Below are 19700 nucleotides of genomic sequence, written 5' to 3'. Positions count from 1 at the left end.
CTAAAGTATAATCTCGTTGCGTCCGTTTGTTCCTTTCGGAATTTAATTCTTTCATAATAAGTCGATTTTGTGTCAACTTATTTTAGGACGGGACACAAAAGTAAAAAAAAGCAATCAATTCCTTAACTTTTTCCTTTATTTTGTTTTAGAAATATTTATTTTCCATACCCCCCTTAATTCCTTAATTTGATACTCTAAAGCCTTGTCTTTGGGATAGTGTGCCTGTATTTTTTTTAAGGTTTTCTCCTCTATATCAGCTTGTGGATTTCCGTGACACTTCAAACAGGTAGGCATTGCAAGATTGATTCGTTTGTAATACACATATTGTTTTTCTTCTATGAGTAATGTATCAAACAATTCAGACTTTCTTTTGAATTCATCAAAAATAGAACGATCAGTTTTTGTTTTGAGATTATTTTTAGGATTTCTGTTTTTATCTGTGATACGTTGAATATACATCTGAACTTCTTTTGATAATGAATCAGTAATAGGTATAGCTTCAACTTGGCAGAAATCTACGGCATATTCAGTTCCGCCTTTTTGTATTGCACCAGCTACATTTTGTAACAGAACATTTTGTGAAAGAGTTGCTATGGAATCAGCCTTGTCTTTTAATATAGAAACATCTTTATCACGAGGTATATTTTGCTGACAGGAAACTACGGCCACTAACAATAACAAAGTTAATATTCTCAAATTCAAGTTCTTTTCTTTCAAAAATAGTTTATCTGAAATTTTCAATGTGTAACATTGGTTACAAACCAATGAATATGATCTTGTTATTTTTGTTGTCACTTTAAACTGTGCTCTGTTGATTATGTTTCAGTTTCTAAATACATACCGGAAAATCGTAATCGTTTTATTAACGATTATTTTGGCTATTCCGTGTTCGGTAAAAAGAGATCTGAAACAGCAGTTCAATATTGAAAGTAATCAATCCGCAAAAAATAATTCTGCTAAAATAGGTTGTGCATCTTTCTGTTCCAGCTACATAAAATCTAACAAAAAAGAGAAACAGCAAGTTTTTTTAGACAAAAAAGGAGCTATTGCGATAAGACTTGAAGGAGTAATAGATTACTCGGCTCCTGAAATGACGAGAGGATTACAGCAGCTAATTGCAGAATAAGGCAGAAAATAAAAGCTCGAAGGATGTGAACCTTCGAGCTTTTTTATAAATTTTCCTTTATCAAACGTTCTAATTCGTTGGCAGGAAAAACTCCGGATTGTCACCATTTAATCTCACCATTTTTAAAAATAGCTAAGGTGGGTACACTGCGAATTTGGTATTGTGTCGCAACTTGTGGATTTTGATCCACATCTATTTTGATGATGTCGGCAATATCGCCAATGCGTTGTTTTAGTTCTTCTAATATGGGAGCCTGCATTTTGCAAGGGCCACACCATACCGCAAAAAAATCCACCAAAACCGGCTTATCCTGATTAATTATTTCCTGAAATGTCATTCTTTTCCTTTTTATTGTTTTTGAACATAGAGAATACCAAACCTCCCATTACCGAGCCGTATAACGTGCTATTGATTGGACTGGATGTAATGGCACAAGTGCCCGAATTGCATCCTACAAATTTCCAATAGAGAAATCCGGCAAGTGCACCAATTGGCACTCCAATGATGGTTAGAAGGTTCTTTGTTACAAATGTCTGTATCATCATTATTTTACTTCTTCGTAGGTGATGTCTTCCGTATTTTTGGCTTTGCTTGTAGAATATGTTGTATTGCATCCAGCAGTACCGCAACAGCCAATGTTAAACAGCGGGATTAGTGTAAACAATCCACCCAAGGCAGCAAGCATCCATTGCTGTGCCTGAATGCCTTGAACGATGATAACAATTCCCAAAACCAAACGGATAATCCGCATAAAATTCCAGTTGCTTAAATAGTTTTTCATTTGTCTATTTTATTTTTCTGTAATTACTTTCTGTACATTGTTCCAAGTTCCCCCATTTACAACGTTTTGAAAACCGTTTTTTTCTAAAATACTTTTTGCCTGACTGCTACGGTTACCACTTCTGCAAAATACAACGATGTGTTTTTTACCCTTGAATTTAGAGAGCTGTCCCGGTATTTTATCCAGAGGAATATTTACTGCTCCTTTTACGCTTCCGGATGCAAACTCAGAAGGTGTACGAACATCAACCAAAAAAGCACCTTCTTTGATAACTTCCTTTAGTTGGGTATTTTCTTGCTGACCAAATAAAAACTTAAATATTCCAAACATAGCAAATAGTATTAATGTAAAATAAACTGCACCAAGTTTTTTATTTTTCATAACTTGATTATAAAAATTTTGGTACTACTGTAATTTCGGTCTTAATAGAATTGGTTACCAAACAGTTTTGCTTGGATTTTTCTAAAACACGTAACGCTTTGTCTTGTAATTCATTGTTTTCCAAATGCACAACAGGTGTAATCACAGCCTCGGTGATTTGAAATTTCTTATCAACCATTTCTAATTTACAAACCGTTTTACATTCAAAACTCGTAAAAGGTAATTTGAAATTCTCTGCAATAGCCAAAAAAGTCGCCATATAACAGCTGTTTATAGCAGCACCGAAAAGGTGTTCAGGTGACCAAATATTCGGTACACCATTCGTAAATTCTGGCGGGGTGGCACATTCTATGGTTGGTTGTAAAACGGGAGATGACAATTCACCAATTCTACCTTCTTTCCATTTTACATCAACTTCGTAATAATGTTCTTCTGACATAGTTAAACCGTTTTTGTTTTGAATTCCTCCAAGGCTTGCTCTACATTTTGCCACGGACCACCGTTCACTACATTTTCAAATCCATGTTGTTGCAGGATTATTTGTGCATTTCCGCTTCTTGCTCCGCTGCGGCAGAAAACAATGATATTTTCTTTGTTTTCAAATTGAGAAAGCTCCTGTTCCAATACGCTTAATGGTATGTTTATGGCACCGTCAACACTTCCCGAATTAAATTCTTCAGGAGTGCGTACATCAACCAAAAACATATAATCTTTGTCTGAAAACTTATCTTTAGAAAGTTTGCTTAATAACTCTAACATATAATGTAAATATTTATAATAAGAAAACTGACCTTAAATTTGCGTAAAGCCAATCTCCTTATTCTTAATGATTAAATTGATTTTTTAGCCAGGTACCAATCCACTTGCTCTAAGCTTGTATCGGCTTTACGTTCTTTCAACCCTTCCAATGTTTTTGGGGCACCTACAATTACTTTATCACCCGGCTGCCAGTTCAGTGGCATAGCTACTTTGTATTCATCGGATGTTTGAAGTGCTAACAAAGAACGTTTGATCTCGTCCATATTACGACCTACATTCAAAGGATAATACATAATCAAGCGGATTTTCCCTGCCGGATCCATAATGAATACCGCACGAACAGCAGCAGTTTCACTTTCGCCCGGTTGCAGCATTCCGTACAACTTTGCTACTTTCATATCGAGGTCTGCAATGATCGGGAAGTTGAACAATACACCTGTTTTTTCATCAACTGCATTTACCCAAGCAATATGACTGTGAATACTGTCAATACTCAAGCCCATTAGTTTGGTATTGTGTTTTTCAAAGAAATCACTCTCGTTAGCAAATCCTGTCATTTCGGTTGTACAAACCGGAGTAAAATCAGCGGGATGTGAGAATAAAATTACCCAGCTTCCTTTGTTATATTCTGAAAATTTTAAATTTCCTGTTGTGGTTACGGCCTCAAAGTCAGGTGCCATATCGCCAATTCTTGGCATTGTGTTTACTTGATTTTCCATTTTATGATATTTTAAATTATTTATAAATTGATTTATTTAGCTGTTTGCTTCCATCCATTCTTTCATTCCGGCAGAATAGTTTTTTACGTTTTTTAAACCATATTTTGCTAAAAGTGATTGTGCAAGGGTAGCTCTGTCACCACTTTGGCAGTGAATAATGATTTGTTTGTCTTTACTGAACTTATCTAAATTATCAGGTAATGTACCTACGAAAACATTGTCCGCTCCTTCTACGTGATAGGTATTGTACTCAGTTACTCCTCTCACATCTACAATTTGTGCATCTGGATTGCCGATATAAGATTTGAATTCTTCGATACCGATAATGTCTTCGGTTTCCAATTCCAATCCTAAGTATTCTACATTAGAAATATATCCGTAGATATTATCCAATCCTATCCGCATCAGCTTTCTAGTCAAATCTTCCATTTGTGCATCATCTGCAACCAAAACGAATTGCTCTTGATAATTCAACAACCAGCCTGCCCAAGTAGAGAAAGAATTATTACCCTGAATATTGATGCTTCCCGGAATAAATCCTTTGGCAAAATCTGTTTTTACTCGTGCATCAATAACTTTCAATCCATTGTTATAAGCCGTTAAGAATTGTTCTTTGGACAATTTTGGATGTTTAGGAACTTCAACCAACAGTGGACGATTCACTTTATTCAAGTGTTTCATCATCGCAAAATATTTTGGCGGCTCCGGCTGTCCTTCTAAAAGGTATTCGATAAATCCGGCTTCGTTATTTTCGTATTGAAATGCCCAGTTACGGATTTTTTCGTACCCGACCGTAGAACTTGGAACTGCTCCCAAGGCTTTACCACAAGCGGATCCTGCTCCGTGTGCCGGCCAAACCTGCACGTATTCGGGCAATTCAGCAAAACGTTGAATAGATTGGTACATTTGTTTTGCCCCTTTTTCCTGTGTACCGATAAGTCCTGCCGCTTTTTCCAATAAATCGGGACGGCCAATATCACCTACAAAAACGAAATCTCCTGTGAATACCATGACCGGTTTGTCCGTTGCCGGATGATCGGTCAACAAAAAACTGATGCTTTCCGGGGTGTGTCCTGGTGTATGCAATACTTCCAGGGTAAGATTACCTACGTTGATTTTATCGCCGTGCTTCAATCCTATATGCGGAAATTGATATTGCCAGTCTTCGCCACCTTCGTCCGAAAGATACATTTGTGCTCCGGTTACTGCTGCCAGTTCTCTTGATCCACACAGATAATCGGCATGGATATGTGTTTCGGCAAGGTGTGTAATTTTCATATTGTTTTGCTTGGCAATTTCCAGATATACATCGACATCTCTTTGAGCATCTATAACAATGGCTTCGCCTTTGGCTTGACAGCCGATAAAGTAGCTCGCCTGAGCCAAACTTTTATCATATACGTGTTGAAAAAACATATTTTTTTATTTTTAAGATTTTAAGTTTCCTACGGCACAGCTTACGTAAGACTTTGCCTTTTTTAATAATGAATTATTACCTTTTTGCGGATAACCTAAATCGTTTAGTTTCTGAATAAACGGCTCTACATCCGAATTGGCTTCAATAGTAACGGTTTCGGTGTCTTTATCGATGCTTACGTCCTGTACACCCTCCATTTGCATGATAGCTGTTTTAATGCTGTTCATGCATCCTCCGCATTTTATATTTTCTAGCTCGATTGTGTGTTTCATTTTTCAAAAATGTTAAAGCATTGTGGTCGGGCAAACGTAATCGCTTACCTTGAATTTTCCCGATTCTTTAATTGCCGCAAAACCACCTTGAACATCAATCAGATTTTCATAACCTCTGGCTCTAAGGATAGAATTGAAAATCATAGAGCGATATCCTCCGGCACAGTGTACGTAATAAGTTTTGTCTTTGCTTACTTCAGCGATATGGTCGTTGATATAATCTAAAGCAATGTTTTCGGAACCGATCACGTGTTCTGAATAGTGTTCGCTTTTTTTGCGCACATCTAAGATGTTTAAATCAGGATTTTGTTCCATTCGTTTTGCCAATTCATCAACTGAAATAGATTCGATGGTATCGGTTTCTTTTTCGGCATTCTTCCACGCTTCAAATCCGCCTTTCAGATAACCAATGGTATTGTCATAACCCACACGTGCCAAACGGGTAACAATTTCTTCTTCACGTCCATCATCAGCAATTAATAAAATGGTTTGCTTAATATCGGGAATTAAGGTTCCAGCCCAGGGAGCAAAATTTCCATCGATACCAATGTTAATGGAATTCGGGATAAACCCTTTGGCAAATGTTTGTGCATCACGCGTATCCAGTAACAAGGCATCGGTTTCGTTAGCTGCCGCTTCAAATTCTGTCGGGCTTAAAGCTCGTGTTCCTTTATGCAGTACTTCATCTATACTTTCATAACCTTTAATGTTCATCAATACATTTTCAGGAAAATAGGCCGGTGGTGGCATCAATCCGTCTAATACCTTATCAATGAAAGTTTCCTTAGTCATCGGTTGTAAGGCATAGTTGGTTTTCTTTTGATTACCCAACGTATCGGTAGTTTCCTTACTCATATTTTTACCACAAGCCGATCCTGCTCCGTGTGCCGGATAGACAATGATGTCGTCTGCCAACGGAATGATTTTGTTGTGCAATGAATCGTACAAATGAGCGGCTAATTTCTCTTGCGTCAAATCGGCAATCACTTTCTGAGCTAAATCAGGACGACCCACATCTCCAATAAATAAAGTATCTCCTGTAAATAAGCTTGTTTCTTTACCGTTTTCGTCAATTAACAAGTAACATGTACTCTCCATGGTGTGTCCTGGGGTATGGATTACTTTGATTTTGATGTTACCTATTTCCAGAATTTCACCATCCGTAGCAACGTGTGCATCAAATGCCGGTTTGGCTGTTGGCCCAAAAACGATCGTTGCTCCGGTTTTGTTCGCTAAGTCCAAATGACCACTTACGAAGTCTGCATGGAAGTGTGTTTCCAATACGTACTTGATTTTGGCATTGTCTTTTTCCGCTTTTTCGATATAAGGTTGTACTTCACGAAGCGGATCAATAACCACTGCTTCCCCGTTACTTTCGATATAATAAGCTCCCTGAGCTAAACATCCTGTATAAATTTGTTCTATTTTCATTTTTTATGATTTTTTAATTGTTTCTGATTTTATATTACAAAGGTATAACCTGCTTATAACCTATACAGTAACATATGTTACAGGACGTTTTTTTATAAGAATAATTCTTTGATAAGGATATAAATTCCCATAACCAACACAAACCAACCGAATGCAGATTTGAGTTTGTTACCTTCTATTTTTTTGGAAAGGAAGATTCCGATAAAAATGCCAACAACCGATGATCCGGTAAAAGTGGAAAGTAAAGTCCAGTCGATGGTTTCACTACCTTGCAAATCGCCTGTAAATCCTAAAAGTGATTTGGCAGCAATAATAAATAAGGAAGTTCCTACGGCTAATTTCATCGGCATTTTTGCCAATAAAACCAATGCCGGAATAATTAAAAATCCGCCACCTGCACCGACTAATCCGGTAAGCGTACCGACTAATGCTCCTTCCAATAAAATCATCGGATAGTTGTATTTTATTTCACCAGCGTCTGCATCTTTACAATGTGGACAAGGACGTATCATCGATATGGAAGCAAAAATCATGACGATGGCAAAAAGCACCATTAAAGCAATGGGTTTTGTAAACTGAAAATCTCCAACAGAAAACAGCACATCGGGAATTAAAGGCATCAGGTATGCCCGAGTTAAATACACTGCAACAATAGATGGAATACCAAAAATAAACATGGTTTTAAAATCTACTTTTTTCTGAAGAGCATTCTGAACACCTCCTACTAAAGATGTGGTTCCTACCACAAATAAAGAATACGCTGTGGCTAATATGGGATTAACACCCATCACATACACTAAAATAGGGACGGTAAGAATGGAGCCTCCACTACCAATAAGCCCCAATGAAACGCCTACTAAAACGGCTAATAAATAACCTATAAGATCTGTTGCCATAATTCAATAATTAAATGATACAGCAAAATTAGAATCCCTTGATAACGCAGGCTGTAACAATTGTTACAGAGCTGAAAAATTAAAACTGAACAGCATTAAATGTCTATTTATTCTATACTGTGTAACAACTGTTACAATTGTTTTTGTAATTTAGAAATACCTTTACAGGTGCATATAAAAAGTGAATATATGCGGTAACAAAACCTGATATTCAAACGCTTAAAATATTCCTTATGGAAGACATGATCCTTTACAACCGGCTGCAGTTTGCCTTTACGATTACCTTTCATTATTTGTTCCCTCAGCTCACAATGGGACTTTCTCTGATGATTGTTTATTTCAAATGGAAATTTCTGCGAACGAATAATGAAGATTACAACAATGCTGCTAAATTCTGGATGAAGATATTTGCATTGAACTTTGCAATGGGTGTAGTTACAGGCATTCCGATGGAATTTCAGTTTGGAACGAACTGGGCTAAGTTCTCAGAACTCACGGGTAGTATCATCGGGCAAACATTAGCAATGGAAGGAATGTTTTCCTTCTTTTTGGAGTCTTCGTTTTTGGGCATGTTTCTTTTTGGTGAAAAACTGCTCGGACAAAAACTACACTTTCTTTCCGGACTGATGGTTTTCCTCGGCTCCTGGGCAAGTGGTTTTTTAATTCTTGCCACGCATTCTTGGATGCAGCATCCGGTCGGATATGAAATATTAGAAAATGGAAAGTTTGTTTTGAACAATTTTAGTGCATTGTTCACGAATCCTTGGTTGTTACCGTCTTATTTGCATAATCAGGCAGGATCATTGATTACGAGTTCTTTCTTCGTGGCGGCAGTTGGTGCTTTTTATTTATTGAGTAATAAACATAGTCGTTTTGGCAAGATATTCGTCAAAAGCGGTGTTATTTTTGGTGTAATTGCTTCTATTTTAGTTGCATTTCCTACCGGAGATTGGGCTGCAAAAAATGTAGTGAAACATCAACCGGCAACTTTTGCGGCAATGGAAGGTATTTTTGAAACCGAAAAAGGCGGTTCTGAAATCGTATTGATTGGTCAGCCCGATATGGAAAACAAAAAACTGGATAATAAAATTGCTGTACCCAATATACTTAGTTTTCTAACGTACCAAAGATGGGATGCCGAAATCAAAGGTTTGAATGACTTTGACGAATCTATTCATCCCACTAATGTTCCTGGCTTATATTATGCTTATCATATTATGGTTGGTTTGGGCACGATTTTCATTGGTATTATGACGCTTGCTGCCTTTTTACTTTGGAGAAATAAATTATATCAAACAAAATGGTTGTTGTGGATACTGATGTTCATGATACCATTCCCGTACATCGCCAACACAGCCGGATGGTACACAGCAGAACTGGGCAGACAGCCCTGGCTGGTTTACAATCTGATGCGTATGGTAGATGGCGTATCGCCTACGGTGTCTTCAGGTAATGCCTTATTTACACTATTGGGCTTTGTAGGTCTGTATTTATTGCTCGGTTTGCTCTTTTTATTGTTGGTTTTGAAAATTATCAGAAAAGGTCCCGAAGCTAAAATTGCATTAAAATAAAGGATTATGGAAATATTTTGGTTCGTTGTATTAATGGTAATGTTGGGGATTTACGTGATCCTTGACGGATATGATTTCGGGGCGGGCATTGTACATCTGTTTTTTGCCAAAACAGAAGAAGAAAAAAAAGCCGTAACCAATGCCATTGGTCCTTTTTGGGATGCGAATGAAGTGTGGCTGATTGCTTCAGGAGGTGTATTGTTTTTTGCATTCCCTACATTATATGCTTCTGCTTTCAGTGGTTTCTATTTACCACTAATGTTGGTATTATGGTTGCTGATATTCAGAGCCGTAGGCTTGGAACTGAGGGGACAAGTACATCACAGCATGTGGGAAGCAATCTGGGATAAAGCATTTGGTATCGCAAGTTTATTATTGGCTCTCTTCTTTGGAGCTGCACTTGGCAATGTAGTGAGAGGTGTTAATCTTGGAATGGTCAAAAATGGTGTTTCTACACAGGAGGCTCATTATTTTTTCTTACCGCTTTGGAATCCTACGTTTGATCCGCTTGCAGAACAACAGGGAATTATCGATTGGTTTACACTATTGTTGGGGCTTGTAGCGGTTGTTACATTAACTATTCACGGAGCAAATTGGGTAATTCTTAAAACTTCCACAACACTTAACCAAAGACTTAAAAAGGTTATTTTTAAATTGAATTTTGTATTGCTGGCATTGGTAGTTACTTCGGCTTGTTTATGGCATTATGTAAAGCCTTTCCCTTTAAATAATCTGCAAACTCATTATTGGCTTTGGATATTCCCTGTTATTGGTGCAATAGGTCTTATCGGTTTGTTCCGAATTAAAACATTTAAAAAAGATAGCACCGGTTTTCTGTTATCTTCGATGTTTATTTTCGGGAGTTTTGCCACCACGATAGCTTCTATGTTTCCCAATTTATTACCATCGACTAATGGAGTTAATCCTTCCTTAACGGTTCAGAATGTAGCGGCTCACGAATATGGGCTGTCTGTAGGGTTGTATTGGTTTATAATAGCAGCAATACTGGTTGTAATCTATTTTATCATTCAGTTTAGAGTATTTAAGGGTAAAATGGACGATGTGGGTTATGGAGAGCATTAAAAACTGAAAGACTAAGCTTTGAGGCTTAGTCTTTCAGTTTTATTGGCTAAAATTTTTCAGTCGTACGAATATTTGCCTGCATCGTTTAAGCTCAAAAAATTATTTCACAAGTTCGTTCTTTTTTTCCACCCAATCATTGATACCTCCAGAATAATTCAGAATGTTTTCAAATCCGTTATTTCTCAAAATAGAATATGCTATGGCTGCTCTTGCACCACTCTGGCAATGAATTATAACGGGTTTATCTTTTTGAATTTTGTCTAAATTTTGCTCTAACTCAGTTAATGCAATGTTTTGCACTCCTTTAATGTGACCATTATTGTATTCGTTTTTGGAGCGTACATCGATGATCTGAACATCTTTATTTTTTAATGAAGACTTTAATTCTTTAATACCAATGATATTTGCTTTTTGTAAAGCCAGACTTTGCGAATTGACATCTGTAAAATATCCGTAGATATTGTCCATCCCGATTCGCATCAATTTTCGGGTTAAATCTTCAATTTGATTTTCTTCCGCAACCAAGATAATTTGGTTTTGATAATCGACAAGAGAACCTACAAATGTGGAGAATGTTTTCATATTTTCAATCAGAAGACTTCCCGGAATAAATCCTTTTCCTGAAATTGATTTTGGACGGGTATCAACCACAATAAGTCCGTTGTTAATAGCTTCATCGAATTGTTTTCTACTGAGTTGTGATAATTTAGGAACCTGAACCAAATGCGGACGCTCTATTTTGTTTAGATGTTTCATCATCGCAAAATATTTTGGAGGGGTTGGTTGGTCTTTTAGAATATAGTTTACAAAATCTGTTTCTTTCCCAGAAAATTGTAAAGCCGGATTGGTTAATTTTTCTTGTTTCAAAGTCGATTGTGGAATATTGCTCAAACTTTTCCCACAAAAAGAACCGGCTCCGTGTCCCGGCCAGATTTCGGTATCTTCGGGTAATTTCATAAAACGTTCGATAGAAGCATAAAGTTGTTTAGCTCCGATTTCCTGCGTTCCGATTTGTCCCGCAGCTTTTTCTAGTAAATCAGGACGACCCACATCGCCTACAAAAATAAAATCTCCGGTAATGGCTTTGATTGGATTTGAGGTTCCGTCTTTTACCAAAAACGTAATGCTTTCAGGAGTATGCCCTGGTGTGTGCATCACTTCTAAAGCGATACTTCCGATTTTGATTTGGTCACCGTTTTCCAGTCCGTGATGAGAAAAGTCGTATTGCCAGTCTTTTCCGCCTTCGTCAGACAGATACATTTCTGCTCCGGTTGCAGCAGCTAACTCACGTGAACCACTCAGAAAATCTGCGTGAATGTGCGTTTCCGTAATTTTGGTGATTTTTAATCCGTTTTTTCGGGCAATTTCCAGATAAACATCAATGTCCCTTTGAGCATCAATTACAATTGCTTCTTTAGTTTGTGCATCTCCCACGACATAGCTTGCCTGCGACAGTGTTTCATCATATATACGCTCAAAAAGCAAAGATTGTGCATAAGAGGAATTGGATAGGAAGAGTATTGCTACCAACCATAAGAAACTGTTTTTTAAAAAGATGGTTTTCATATATTAACTGCTTTTAAATTTTAATATTTTAAAACTATCTACACTAACTTTATGTGTTATTAGTGTAGTAAGAAATCCTCAAAATTAGCATTTACAGTTTGGGCAGAAAGTAACAAAGGTTACATAAAGCATTAGAATAAATATTAAAACACGATTTTTCTCATCTCTTTAATCGTTAACTTACTCTATATTTTTTCCGAAACGGATATTAGGTATCCTAAAAATCCATTTTATGAATGAAATAACCAATGCTATCGGAATTATAAAGCATCCCGTATTCATAAAATAAAGAGCTGTCTTTATAGGGTTTATCTTTCTTTCTGGCACGTAGCGCACTCATAGGTAAGCCAATCATATTGCCTGTCAGCATCAGTTGTATAACAGCCAGAATAATGCGTGCTTTTTTCTTTCCGTATTCTTTTACGATAGCTTCAAAAGTTTCTTTTTCAGGTAATCCACGAGTTTCTGCATAATGTTGTGCAAATAGTACAGCTTTGGCTTCCTGTGGTTGAATAAGATTTTTATCTCCTGTAAGAAACCCTGATATTTCATCGTTATTCATTCCCATTTTTAATGCTATCTGTGTATGAGCATATGAACAAACCGCACAAGCGTTTACTTCTGTTACAGCCAATTGTAATCGCTCTAAAAATTGTTCATCTATGGTTTTTTGCTTTTTGTTTTTAATGAATACACTTACAGACCTTGGGGCTAATAGCAGTGAATAAAATAGTTCAGCAAAAGAAACCTTTCTTTTATATAATGTCTGATTTTCAATGTTTTTAGGTATAGTTATCTCTTTACTCATAGTTTTCAATTTGTATGACTGCCAATGATGGTTCCGTCTTTCATTTCTATGGTGCGGTCGCTTTTTTGGGCAAATTCATCATCGTGGGTTACTGCAATTATGGTTTGTCCGAAATTGCGTGTCAGATCTTTAAAAATATCAAATACAATGTCTGTATTCTTACTGTCAAGATTACCTGTCGGCTCATCGCCCATTATAATCAACGGGTCATTAATCAATGCTCTGGCAATGGCAATACGTTGTTGCTGACCGCCTGAAAGTTTATTGGCAGGCTTTAGTGCTTGGTCTTGCATATCCAGCATTTTCAGTTTTTCATAAGCTCGCTCTTCTATTTCTTTTGGGGAATGTTTACCAAGCTTTAGCGCCGGAATCATTACATTTTTCAGACAGGTAAATTCTGCCAGCAAATAGTGAAACTGGAATACAAATCCTATTTTTTCATTTCGTATAGTTGCCAGTTCATCGACTGATTTTCCTGTAATTAATTCATTATCTATAATCAAGTTTCCTTTATAATCCCTATCCATAGTGGAAAGAATATAAAGCAAAGTGGATTTCCCACTTCCTGATTTCCCGACAAGGGTTAGAAATTCTCCTTTCTCTACCTCAAATGCAATATTTTTCAACACTTGAAATTCTACCGGATCGTAGAAATATTTGTCGATATGTTCTGTTTTTAAAACGATATTTTTATCCATTGTTTATTTTCTGAAAATACTTACCGGATCTACTTTAGCTGCTTTACGGGCAGGGATGTATCCGGCAAAAAATGTAATCACTAAACCCATAACAATTCCCTGAATGAATTTCTGCATTTCATAATCCACGGGGAAATATCCGATGTCTCCGCCTATATACACTTTTTTCAACAAGGTAATCATAAGCAATGCCATCAGCATCCCGCCAATTACACCAATCAAACCAATTGATAGTGCCTGCGTTACAAAAATCCGTATTACGTCTTTTCCTCTAAAACCAATTGCTTTTAAGATGGCGATGTCATTTATCTTTTGGGAAACGGTCATATTCAAGATATTGTAAATCCCGAAACCTGCAATAAGCATGATGGCTGTAGAAACAAAATTGATCATAATGAAACGCATCTTGCTGAGTGCCATCAGCGATTCGTTGCTCTCTTTCCAGTCTTCGGATTTGTAGCCGGTTAATTGGGTTAATTTTTGGGCAACGGCTGCTGCCTTGTGCGGATCTTGCACATTGACACTGATGTCTGTTACATACACATTATTCTCTTTGAGCAATTGCTGGGCTGTATATAAATTTATGTATGATTTGGTATCATCGGCAATGGAATTAAAAGAACGGAAAATGCCTGCTACACGAAGGTTTTTGGTTACTCCTTTCTGTGAAGTGAGATTGATATTGTCTCCAAGTGCTAAATTCATTTTTTCTGCGATACCGATGCCTATAACAATGCCGTTAGGGTCGGTTTTCAGGGTTTCAAATTTGCCTTCTACCATAGTAGAAGTTATGCTGTACATCAGGTCTGCTTCCTCTGGTTTTATCCCGATGCTTGTTCCGTTTATCTGGGTTCTTCCGTTGTTGTAAAACACACCCGTATTGACTTGTGCTGTTACTACGGTAACTTCTTTTTGCTTTAAAACGCTTTCTGCAACTCCATTGGGATTAATTATGGTATTGATTTTCGGAACTACTTTCGGGTTGGAAATCAGGTATTCGACAACGGTATCGCTGACCAGATTTTTGCTGATTACATCATCATTGTACAACCGGATATGTGGTGTGTTTTTGAAAATATTTTCGTCTGACGTTTTATCGAAACCAACTAACAAGCTGTTCATAAAAATATAAATCGACATTCCAAGTAATACACCAAGAGCGGCTACGGCAGTCAGTTTTTTGCCTGAAAACAGATACGTTTTGGCGATGTCCGTATTAATGTTCATTGCTCTAAGGTTTTAAATGTTCAAGAATGTCATTTGTATTGATGCCTTCTAATATTTCAACATACTCGGTAGAAATAATGCCTGTTTTTACAATAACGGGAGTTTCTATTCCTTTAATTTTAACTTTATTTCCAAATCCCAAATAGTTTCTTGGGATTAACAAAGCATTCTTTTTCTCGCCTATAAGAATATTGGCTTCGAGCTGTGTGCCGTAAATACTGTTAGGCAATGTTTCAGCCAGTAGAACTTTTACAACAAAAGATTGTGTCTTTTCATCAAATGCAGCAACTATTTCACTCACTTTACCTTCATATACTCTGTCTTTATCTGTGTTAAATCGGATATAAACCAATTGCCCTAATTTTACTTTTCCGATGCTGTTCTCATCTACGTTCAATACCACTTCCTGCTTTCTGTCATCAGCAATTGTAGCTACAACTTCTCCTTTTCTTACATAATCTCCCGTTGATTTGAGCTTATGGATGACCATTCCGCTTTGAGGAATTACCAATTGATTGTATTGTTCTATGATTTTGCTGTTTTGCACCTGATTTTCGTTTGAAATCTGTTGTGATTTGGCACGTTGTAATAGTTCTGTTTTTTGTTTTTTAAGAGCATTGAGCTGTGCTAATGAATTCTTTGCAGCCAGTTGCATATTTTCAAGTTCTATCTTGGCTATACTTTGCTTTTGGTAAAGGCGTTCATAACGTTCTACTTGCAGTTGATCCTGTGCATATTTATTTTCTGCATAGTAAATATTTTGCTCTAATTGCTGAATGGCTGGCGATTTTTCCGTTAGATTTTCGTTGGCGATTTTTAATTGTTCCTTTGCAGAATTTGTATTGATTTGATTAGACGGATTGTTGATGACTGCAATAATTTTCCCTGCATTAACTTTGTCTCCAACCTCAAAACTGGCTTCGGTCAATACCCCGTCTGTTTGTGCCGTAAGCTGATAGGCATCATCCCATTCCAGGGTTCCCGATGCAAAAACCAATTCTTTTATGTCTTTTATGATTGGTTGCATTTCTTCTTTTGAACCACAGGACTGTAATGTGATGAATAGTATAACAATGATGAATAACTTTGTTTTCATTTGATCAGAACTTATTATTGATGATTATTTTATTTTCGTTAAACCCAACGCCTGCTAATGCCGTTACAACATTTAGCTGGCTCAGCAACATATCCGTTTGTGCGGTAAGTAATTTATCTAAAGACAAAATATTTTCCTGATATTGGTCGAAATACTTCTGATAGGTGCCTTCTTTCAGTGTTTGAATTTTCTTGTAGTTTTCGAGCTGGGAAAATGCTTTTTCATACTCTACCAACAAATTGCTATTACGGGTTTCATTTTCACGTATAAAGTGATTAACCTCATTTTCGGCAATTTGCCATTGCATTTTTTTCTCCTTTACCGCCGAATATTTTAAAACAGTAGTTGGTAGTTCCCAACTCAAACGAAGACCCACATAATTAAAATTAATCCAATTGGAATTGCTGTGAAAAAAGGATTGGTTGCTCAAATTTTGCCAATTGAAGGACGATACAAATCCTAAAACCGGCAACTGTTGCTTTTGTGATGACTTCCATTCCTGCTCTGCCATTTTTTCTTTAAGCTCATAATGCTTTATCCATAAATCGTTGCGAGTTTCTGTAAGCATTTTTTTACGATCAAAATCCCGAATGCTTTGATTTAATATGGGGCTGGCTTCATTCTCAAAAAACAAGGCAAGATTTTGTTGCTGGATTTGGATATTAAATTGCAATTGCGAAAGCTGATCCTGTAAGCGAATGAGGTTTACTTCGGCTTCGTTTACATCTTGTTTGCGTACAAGCCCTTCTTCAAATCTATTATTTACAAGAGTTAAAATTTGTTTTGCAATGTCTATATTCTCATCTACAACCTTTTTTTGTTCCTGAAACGATAAGATGTTAAAATAAACACCGTTTAACTGGTCATAAATATTCCATTCGTTTATTTTTTGTTGATTGGCTATAAATTCCTGATTTGTTTTGGATAGTTTTATACGACTTATGTTTCCAAGATTTATAATATCAAACTGTGGTTGTATACTAAATGTACCCACATATTGCAAGCCCATCGTGATTTTGCGAAAAGAACCAGGCGAACCGCCGAAAACTTCAGCTGGAATGTAATTGGTTTGTAGGTTCATATTATCAATTATCTGAGCTGATGCTGGAATTCTCGGATTAAAGGCATTTCCTATCGCAGTTTTCCTGTTGAGCTCTGCTAAATTTTGCTGGATGATATCATTTCTAAAATTTACTTTCTTTTCCTTTGCAAATACAAGTACTTCTTCCAGTGTAAGAAACTCTTTTGTTTCCTGTGACCATCCCATTATAGGTAATAATAAGATGGTTAAGAGTAATTTTTGTTTGTGAATATTCACTAACTTTTTCATTCAAAAAAATATTTATATTATACTTTAATTAGAGCTAAAAGACTATTCATTGTTTTCTGTCCCTGAACTTCAATATCAAATTCAAAAGAAGCCAATTTCCACTTCAACATTTGCAACCGAAATGTCCCCATCACGATATGCACAAGTTCTTCGCAAGTTATTATTGTACTAAAAACACCTAACTTTTGTCCTTCTTTTATCAGGTGATTAAATCGGATAAAATTGGTGTGTAATAATTGCTGTATGGCATTTTTTACCTCTTCAGAATTATCAATCAAACCATCTGATAAAACAATATTGATGAAGCACGGATTTTGCTTGAAATATGAAAATTGGCTGATGAAGAGTGCTTTAAACTTTTCTTCTGGTGATTGTTTTGCATTTATAATAGCATCAAAACGTTGAGTAATATTCTCTGCCAAATAAGCAATTAATAGCGTAATAATGGTCTCTTTGTTTTTAAAATGACGATATAAGGCACTCTCAGAAAAATTCATTTCTCGAGCCAGATTTTTTGTAGTAAGCCCTGCAATACCACTTTCCATCAGTATTTTACCCGATGCTTTTATGATTTCCAGCTGTCGTTCAGTTAAATTCATTTAATCCTAACTAATTTTAAAGTGTAAAAATAGTTTAGCTTATTAAGCTACACTGTAACAAAGGTTACACATAAAAAAAATGAGGACATTAAATCCTCATTTTTTACGAATAGTATTAAATAAATTTTAAGCCAGATTTTCTATAGCTTCAAACACACAATCCACCGCCAAGCTAAATGCGGGCATTCCTCCGGTAATGGCTGCGGTTTCACAAACTCCGAAGAGTTCTTTTATGGTGGCTCCGGCTTTTAAGGCAGCTTTTGCGTGAAGCTTTGCCGGTTCTTTGTGCATTCCGCCAATCAGTAAGGCAAAGTGAACCAATTGCTGGGTTTTCGGCTCTAAAGGATTTCTATAAATCAGCTTCTCACGGTATTTTTCAATGACTTCAATGGCTTCAGTTTCGCCTGATAACTCAGCTAATTGTAAACGTTTTTCGATATTATCGGGTACAAAACCCAATAATTCTTCGTATTTTTTTCTGATCTGGTTCATTAGCCAATCAAGGTTGAAGTATTAGGCCATTCCATATATTCAGCCGGATAGATTCCGTTTTGACGCATCAGCATATCTACTTGTCCAAGGTGGTAAGAATGATGCCCGAACGTAATCCACAAAAACGCCATTACGGTGTATGTTCTGCCCATAAAAGAAACGGTTTTGTTCAAATCTTCTTCGGTATAAGTTTTTAGAATATCAAATCCTTTGGCAAAAACCTCCTTGTATTTATCCATTAATGCTTGTCCATTCGGAATATTTTCCAGTAAAGATGCATTGTCGGGTTTGGGAATGGTTAATCCGTCATTGCCTTCTTTCATTGCCTGAAACCAATGGATTTTTGCTAATACAAAATGACGAATAAGCCCGCCAATATTGATTGTGTTTACACGTGTTCCAAGATACATCACCTCATTATCAATCGGTATACTTTCAAACACATCATCAGGAACATCTTTTAATAATTCCAAAGTCTGAAGATACAATTGTTCGTGAATGTTCATAAACCGATTGAATTCCTGTACTGTTGCTTTATTTTCCATTTTAAAAAAACTTTTTTGTTAATGCAAAAGTACAAGCCGAAGAAAAATATTTCGGTGCAGAAACTTCGGTTAATGGTGTACTTTTAGGAACTCATTCCGAAATGCGGAAGGTGTAATTCCTAATTGTTTTTTAAAGAATCGGTGAAAATAGGCTTTGTCGCTATAGCCTAATTCATAAGCGATTTCCGCTACTGTTTTTTCTGAATAGGAAAGTAATCGTTTGCTTTCTATCAGAATACGGTTTTGTATCATTTCAGAAATGGATTTCCCGGTTTGGGCAGCAATGATGTTGTTGAGATGACGGGATGAAATATGGAGTTGCTCTGCATAAAAATTCACTTCTTTGTGTTCTATGAAATTCTTTTCTATCAAAAATTCCAATTTGCGAAGTTTTTCATTATTGGGAACCAAAATGCCTGATTTAGATGCTTTTTGTCGTTTCTTGATTCGGGTAAGTTCGATCAGTACTATTTCTAATTGGTAACGTAAAACAGCCTCTTTTCCAAAATTTTCTTTGGATATAAATTCTTGAAACATTCCTGAAACAATGTTTTCAATTTTAGAAAAATCATCTCCCAAATCCAGGCAAGGCTCTGACAGCATCGTATGAAAAAACGGAAAATCATATAGCTTGTATTGCGTGCGAATACTGTGGTAAAAATCCAAATCAAACCGAATGAAATACCCTGAAACGTTTTCTGAAAAACATTGATGTAACTGTCCTGGAGAAATAAAAAGGGCTTGATTTTCGATTATATTGTATTCATTCAAATCAATATCATGTTTTCCCGAACCGGACGCTATCAGGTGTCTCGTCCTGAAATAATGATACAAAAAAAAAGAATCATTATGAAAGAAGAGACAAATTATCAAAAGCGTACCCAACGCGATTACACCATGACA

At 36.5% G+C, this 19700-nt stretch carries 25 protein-coding genes; 3 read left to right on the top strand and 22 right to left on the bottom strand.

Translation table 11 applies throughout. The features are described 5' to 3' along the window. Positions 1–135: 135 nt before the first annotated feature. Positions 136–741: a c-type heme family protein gene (locus ABID46_RS13230; RefSeq protein ID WP_354510889.1), complete on the bottom strand. Its 606-nt coding sequence runs from the start codon at positions 739–741 to the stop codon at positions 136–138. A 76-nt stretch (positions 742–817) separates the two neighbouring features. Between ABID46_RS13230 and ABID46_RS13225 the strand changes: the two genes are divergently transcribed. Continuing rightward, positions 818–1126, top strand: coding sequence for a hypothetical protein (locus ABID46_RS13225; RefSeq protein ID WP_354510887.1), 309 nt, complete (start codon positions 818–820; stop codon positions 1124–1126). A 100-nt stretch (positions 1127–1226) separates the two neighbouring features. Here the strand turns inward: ABID46_RS13225 and trxA are convergent, their stop codons facing one another. The 11 genes from trxA to ABID46_RS13170 all read right to left on the bottom strand — a co-directional run bounded on the left by trxA (position 1227) and on the right by ABID46_RS13170 (position 7782). Next, complete coding sequence (gene trxA, locus ABID46_RS13220) at positions 1227–1463, bottom strand: thioredoxin (protein WP_354510885.1); 237 nt, start codon at positions 1461–1463, stop codon at positions 1227–1229. Further along, complete coding sequence (locus ABID46_RS13215) at positions 1441–1671, bottom strand: DUF6132 family protein (RefSeq protein WP_354510883.1); 231 nt, start codon at positions 1669–1671, stop codon at positions 1441–1443. The genes trxA and ABID46_RS13215 overlap by 23 nt, the downstream gene beginning before the upstream one ends. Then, entirely contained in the window at positions 1671–1877 is a 207-nt protein-coding gene (locus ABID46_RS13210; RefSeq protein WP_354510881.1) for a hypothetical protein, read from the bottom strand. The genes ABID46_RS13215 and ABID46_RS13210 overlap by 1 nt, the downstream gene beginning before the upstream one ends. A gap of 39 nt (positions 1878–1916) precedes the next feature. Then, positions 1917–2288, bottom strand: a complete 372-nt coding sequence (locus ABID46_RS13205) for a rhodanese-like domain-containing protein (RefSeq protein ID WP_435529333.1) — start codon at positions 2286–2288, stop codon at positions 1917–1919. 7 nt (positions 2289–2295) lie between these two features. Continuing rightward, positions 2296–2727 carry an OsmC family protein gene (locus ABID46_RS13200; protein ID WP_354510879.1) on the bottom strand — a complete coding sequence of 144 codons (432 nt, stop codon included), beginning with the start codon at positions 2725–2727 and terminating at the stop codon, positions 2296–2298. 2 nt (positions 2728–2729) lie between these two features. Next, complete coding sequence (locus tag ABID46_RS13195) at positions 2730–3047, bottom strand: rhodanese-like domain-containing protein (protein ID WP_354510877.1); 318 nt, start codon at positions 3045–3047, stop codon at positions 2730–2732. Positions 3048–3118: 71 nt separating this feature from the next. Next, positions 3119–3766 (bottom strand): peroxiredoxin, encoded by a 648-nt coding sequence (locus ABID46_RS13190; RefSeq protein WP_354510875.1) that lies wholly within the window; start codon positions 3764–3766, stop codon positions 3119–3121. Between the two features lie 36 nt (positions 3767–3802). Then, entirely contained in the window at positions 3803–5182 is a 1380-nt protein-coding gene (locus tag ABID46_RS13185; RefSeq protein WP_354510873.1) for an MBL fold metallo-hydrolase, read from the bottom strand. 12 nt (positions 5183–5194) lie between these two features. Next, on the bottom strand, positions 5195–5455 hold the full coding sequence (locus ABID46_RS13180; RefSeq protein WP_354510871.1) for a heavy-metal-associated domain-containing protein: 261 nt from the start codon (positions 5453–5455) through the stop codon (positions 5195–5197). Positions 5456–5467: 12 nt separating this feature from the next. Beyond that, positions 5468–6886 carry an MBL fold metallo-hydrolase gene (locus tag ABID46_RS13175; protein WP_354510869.1) on the bottom strand — a complete coding sequence of 473 codons (1419 nt, stop codon included), beginning with the start codon at positions 6884–6886 and terminating at the stop codon, positions 5468–5470. A gap of 92 nt (positions 6887–6978) precedes the next feature. Next, positions 6979–7782, bottom strand: coding sequence for a sulfite exporter TauE/SafE family protein (locus ABID46_RS13170; RefSeq protein ID WP_354510867.1), 804 nt, complete (start codon positions 7780–7782; stop codon positions 6979–6981). 233 nt (positions 7783–8015) lie between these two features. On the opposite strand from ABID46_RS13170, the gene ABID46_RS13165 reads away from it, so the two are divergent. Further along, positions 8016–9353 carry a cytochrome ubiquinol oxidase subunit I gene (locus ABID46_RS13165; RefSeq protein ID WP_354510865.1) on the top strand — a complete coding sequence of 446 codons (1338 nt, stop codon included), beginning with the start codon at positions 8016–8018 and terminating at the stop codon, positions 9351–9353. Between the two features lie 6 nt (positions 9354–9359). Further along, positions 9360–10436 (top strand): cytochrome d ubiquinol oxidase subunit II, encoded by a 1077-nt coding sequence (cydB, locus tag ABID46_RS13160; RefSeq protein WP_354510863.1) that lies wholly within the window; start codon positions 9360–9362, stop codon positions 10434–10436. 99 nt (positions 10437–10535) lie between these two features. Here the strand turns inward: cydB and ABID46_RS13155 are convergent, their stop codons facing one another. The 10 genes from ABID46_RS13155 to ABID46_RS13110 all read right to left on the bottom strand — a co-directional run bounded on the left by ABID46_RS13155 (position 10536) and on the right by ABID46_RS13110 (position 19568). Further along, positions 10536–12002: an MBL fold metallo-hydrolase gene (locus ABID46_RS13155; protein WP_354510862.1), complete on the bottom strand. Its 1467-nt coding sequence runs from the start codon at positions 12000–12002 to the stop codon at positions 10536–10538. A 217-nt stretch (positions 12003–12219) separates the two neighbouring features. Next, entirely contained in the window at positions 12220–12810 is a 591-nt protein-coding gene (locus ABID46_RS13150; protein ID WP_354510860.1) for a carboxymuconolactone decarboxylase family protein, read from the bottom strand. 5 nt (positions 12811–12815) lie between these two features. Further along, positions 12816–13508 (bottom strand): ABC transporter ATP-binding protein, encoded by a 693-nt coding sequence (locus ABID46_RS13145; protein ID WP_354510858.1) that lies wholly within the window; start codon positions 13506–13508, stop codon positions 12816–12818. A 3-nt stretch (positions 13509–13511) separates the two neighbouring features. Continuing rightward, on the bottom strand, positions 13512–14735 hold the full coding sequence (locus ABID46_RS13140; protein WP_354510856.1) for an ABC transporter permease: 1224 nt from the start codon (positions 14733–14735) through the stop codon (positions 13512–13514). A 4-nt stretch (positions 14736–14739) separates the two neighbouring features. Further along, on the bottom strand, positions 14740–15831 hold the full coding sequence (locus tag ABID46_RS13135) for an efflux RND transporter periplasmic adaptor subunit (RefSeq protein WP_354510854.1): 1092 nt from the start codon (positions 15829–15831) through the stop codon (positions 14740–14742). Between the two features lie 4 nt (positions 15832–15835). Continuing rightward, positions 15836–17161 carry a TolC family protein gene (locus ABID46_RS13130; RefSeq protein WP_354510852.1) on the bottom strand — a complete coding sequence of 442 codons (1326 nt, stop codon included), beginning with the start codon at positions 17159–17161 and terminating at the stop codon, positions 15836–15838. A gap of 17 nt (positions 17162–17178) precedes the next feature. Further along, on the bottom strand, positions 17179–17760 hold the full coding sequence (locus tag ABID46_RS13125; RefSeq protein WP_354510850.1) for a TetR/AcrR family transcriptional regulator: 582 nt from the start codon (positions 17758–17760) through the stop codon (positions 17179–17181). Between the two features lie 126 nt (positions 17761–17886). Continuing rightward, the gene (locus tag ABID46_RS13120; protein ID WP_354510848.1) at positions 17887–18252 is read right to left on the bottom strand and encodes a carboxymuconolactone decarboxylase family protein; all 366 of its coding nucleotides are present in this window, start codon (positions 18250–18252) and stop codon (positions 17887–17889) included. Next, positions 18252–18797, bottom strand: coding sequence for a DinB family protein (locus tag ABID46_RS13115; protein ID WP_354510846.1), 546 nt, complete (start codon positions 18795–18797; stop codon positions 18252–18254). The genes ABID46_RS13120 and ABID46_RS13115 overlap by 1 nt, the downstream gene beginning before the upstream one ends. Before the next feature lie 69 nt (positions 18798–18866). After that, complete coding sequence (locus ABID46_RS13110; RefSeq protein WP_354510844.1) at positions 18867–19568, bottom strand: helix-turn-helix domain-containing protein; 702 nt, start codon at positions 19566–19568, stop codon at positions 18867–18869. Between the last annotated feature and the right edge of the window lie 132 nt (positions 19569–19700).

Origin of the sequence: Moheibacter stercoris (genome assembly GCF_040545805.1) — a bacterium.
Classification (GTDB): domain Bacteria; phylum Bacteroidota; class Bacteroidia; order Flavobacteriales; family Weeksellaceae; genus Moheibacter; species Moheibacter stercoris.
Note: the sequence above shows the minus strand (reverse complement) of the source record. Positions and strands in the feature narration are given on the sequence as shown.

What these genes read in the sequence shown, in the direction of transcription:
- ABID46_RS13225 (WP_354510887.1), top strand. Translation starts at nt 818, where the DNA reads ATGTTTCAGTTTCTAAATACATACCGGAAAATCGTAATCGTTTTATTA.
- trxA (WP_354510885.1), bottom strand. Translation starts at nt 1,463, where the DNA reads ATGACATTTCAGGAAATAATTAATCAGGATAAGCCGGTTTTGGTGGAT.
- ABID46_RS13215 (WP_354510883.1), bottom strand. Translation starts at nt 1,671, where the DNA reads ATGATGATACAGACATTTGTAACAAAGAACCTTCTAACCATCATTGGA.
- ABID46_RS13210 (WP_354510881.1), bottom strand. Translation starts at nt 1,877, where the DNA reads ATGCGGATTATCCGTTTGGTTTTGGGAATTGTTATCATCGTTCAAGGC.
- ABID46_RS13205 (WP_435529333.1), bottom strand. Translation starts at nt 2,288, where the DNA reads ATGAAAAATAAAAAACTTGGTGCAGTTTATTTTACATTAATACTATTT.
- ABID46_RS13200 (WP_354510879.1), bottom strand. Translation starts at nt 2,727, where the DNA reads ATGTCAGAAGAACATTATTACGAAGTTGATGTAAAATGGAAAGAAGGT.
- ABID46_RS13195 (WP_354510877.1), bottom strand. Translation starts at nt 3,047, where the DNA reads ATGTTAGAGTTATTAAGCAAACTTTCTAAAGATAAGTTTTCAGACAAA.
- ABID46_RS13190 (WP_354510875.1), bottom strand. Translation starts at nt 3,766, where the DNA reads ATGGAAAATCAAGTAAACACAATGCCAAGAATTGGCGATATGGCACCT.
- ABID46_RS13185 (WP_354510873.1), bottom strand. Translation starts at nt 5,182, where the DNA reads ATGTTTTTTCAACACGTATATGATAAAAGTTTGGCTCAGGCGAGCTAC.
- ABID46_RS13180 (WP_354510871.1), bottom strand. Translation starts at nt 5,455, where the DNA reads ATGAAACACACAATCGAGCTAGAAAATATAAAATGCGGAGGATGCATG.
- ABID46_RS13175 (WP_354510869.1), bottom strand. Translation starts at nt 6,886, where the DNA reads ATGAAAATAGAACAAATTTATACAGGATGTTTAGCTCAGGGAGCTTAT.
- ABID46_RS13170 (WP_354510867.1), bottom strand. Translation starts at nt 7,782, where the DNA reads ATGGCAACAGATCTTATAGGTTATTTATTAGCCGTTTTAGTAGGCGTT.
- ABID46_RS13165 (WP_354510865.1), top strand. Translation starts at nt 8,016, where the DNA reads ATGGAAGACATGATCCTTTACAACCGGCTGCAGTTTGCCTTTACGATT.
- cydB (WP_354510863.1), top strand. Translation starts at nt 9,360, where the DNA reads ATGGAAATATTTTGGTTCGTTGTATTAATGGTAATGTTGGGGATTTAC.
- ABID46_RS13155 (WP_354510862.1), bottom strand. Translation starts at nt 12,002, where the DNA reads ATGAAAACCATCTTTTTAAAAAACAGTTTCTTATGGTTGGTAGCAATA.
- ABID46_RS13150 (WP_354510860.1), bottom strand. Translation starts at nt 12,810, where the DNA reads ATGAGTAAAGAGATAACTATACCTAAAAACATTGAAAATCAGACATTA.
- ABID46_RS13145 (WP_354510858.1), bottom strand. Translation starts at nt 13,508, where the DNA reads ATGGATAAAAATATCGTTTTAAAAACAGAACATATCGACAAATATTTC.
- ABID46_RS13140 (WP_354510856.1), bottom strand. Translation starts at nt 14,735, where the DNA reads ATGAACATTAATACGGACATCGCCAAAACGTATCTGTTTTCAGGCAAA.
- ABID46_RS13135 (WP_354510854.1), bottom strand. Translation starts at nt 15,831, where the DNA reads ATGAAAACAAAGTTATTCATCATTGTTATACTATTCATCACATTACAG.
- ABID46_RS13130 (WP_354510852.1), bottom strand. Translation starts at nt 17,161, where the DNA reads ATGAAAAAGTTAGTGAATATTCACAAACAAAAATTACTCTTAACCATC.
- ABID46_RS13125 (WP_354510850.1), bottom strand. Translation starts at nt 17,760, where the DNA reads ATGAATTTAACTGAACGACAGCTGGAAATCATAAAAGCATCGGGTAAA.
- ABID46_RS13120 (WP_354510848.1), bottom strand. Translation starts at nt 18,252, where the DNA reads ATGAACCAGATCAGAAAAAAATACGAAGAATTATTGGGTTTTGTACCC.
- ABID46_RS13115 (WP_354510846.1), bottom strand. Translation starts at nt 18,797, where the DNA reads ATGGAAAATAAAGCAACAGTACAGGAATTCAATCGGTTTATGAACATT.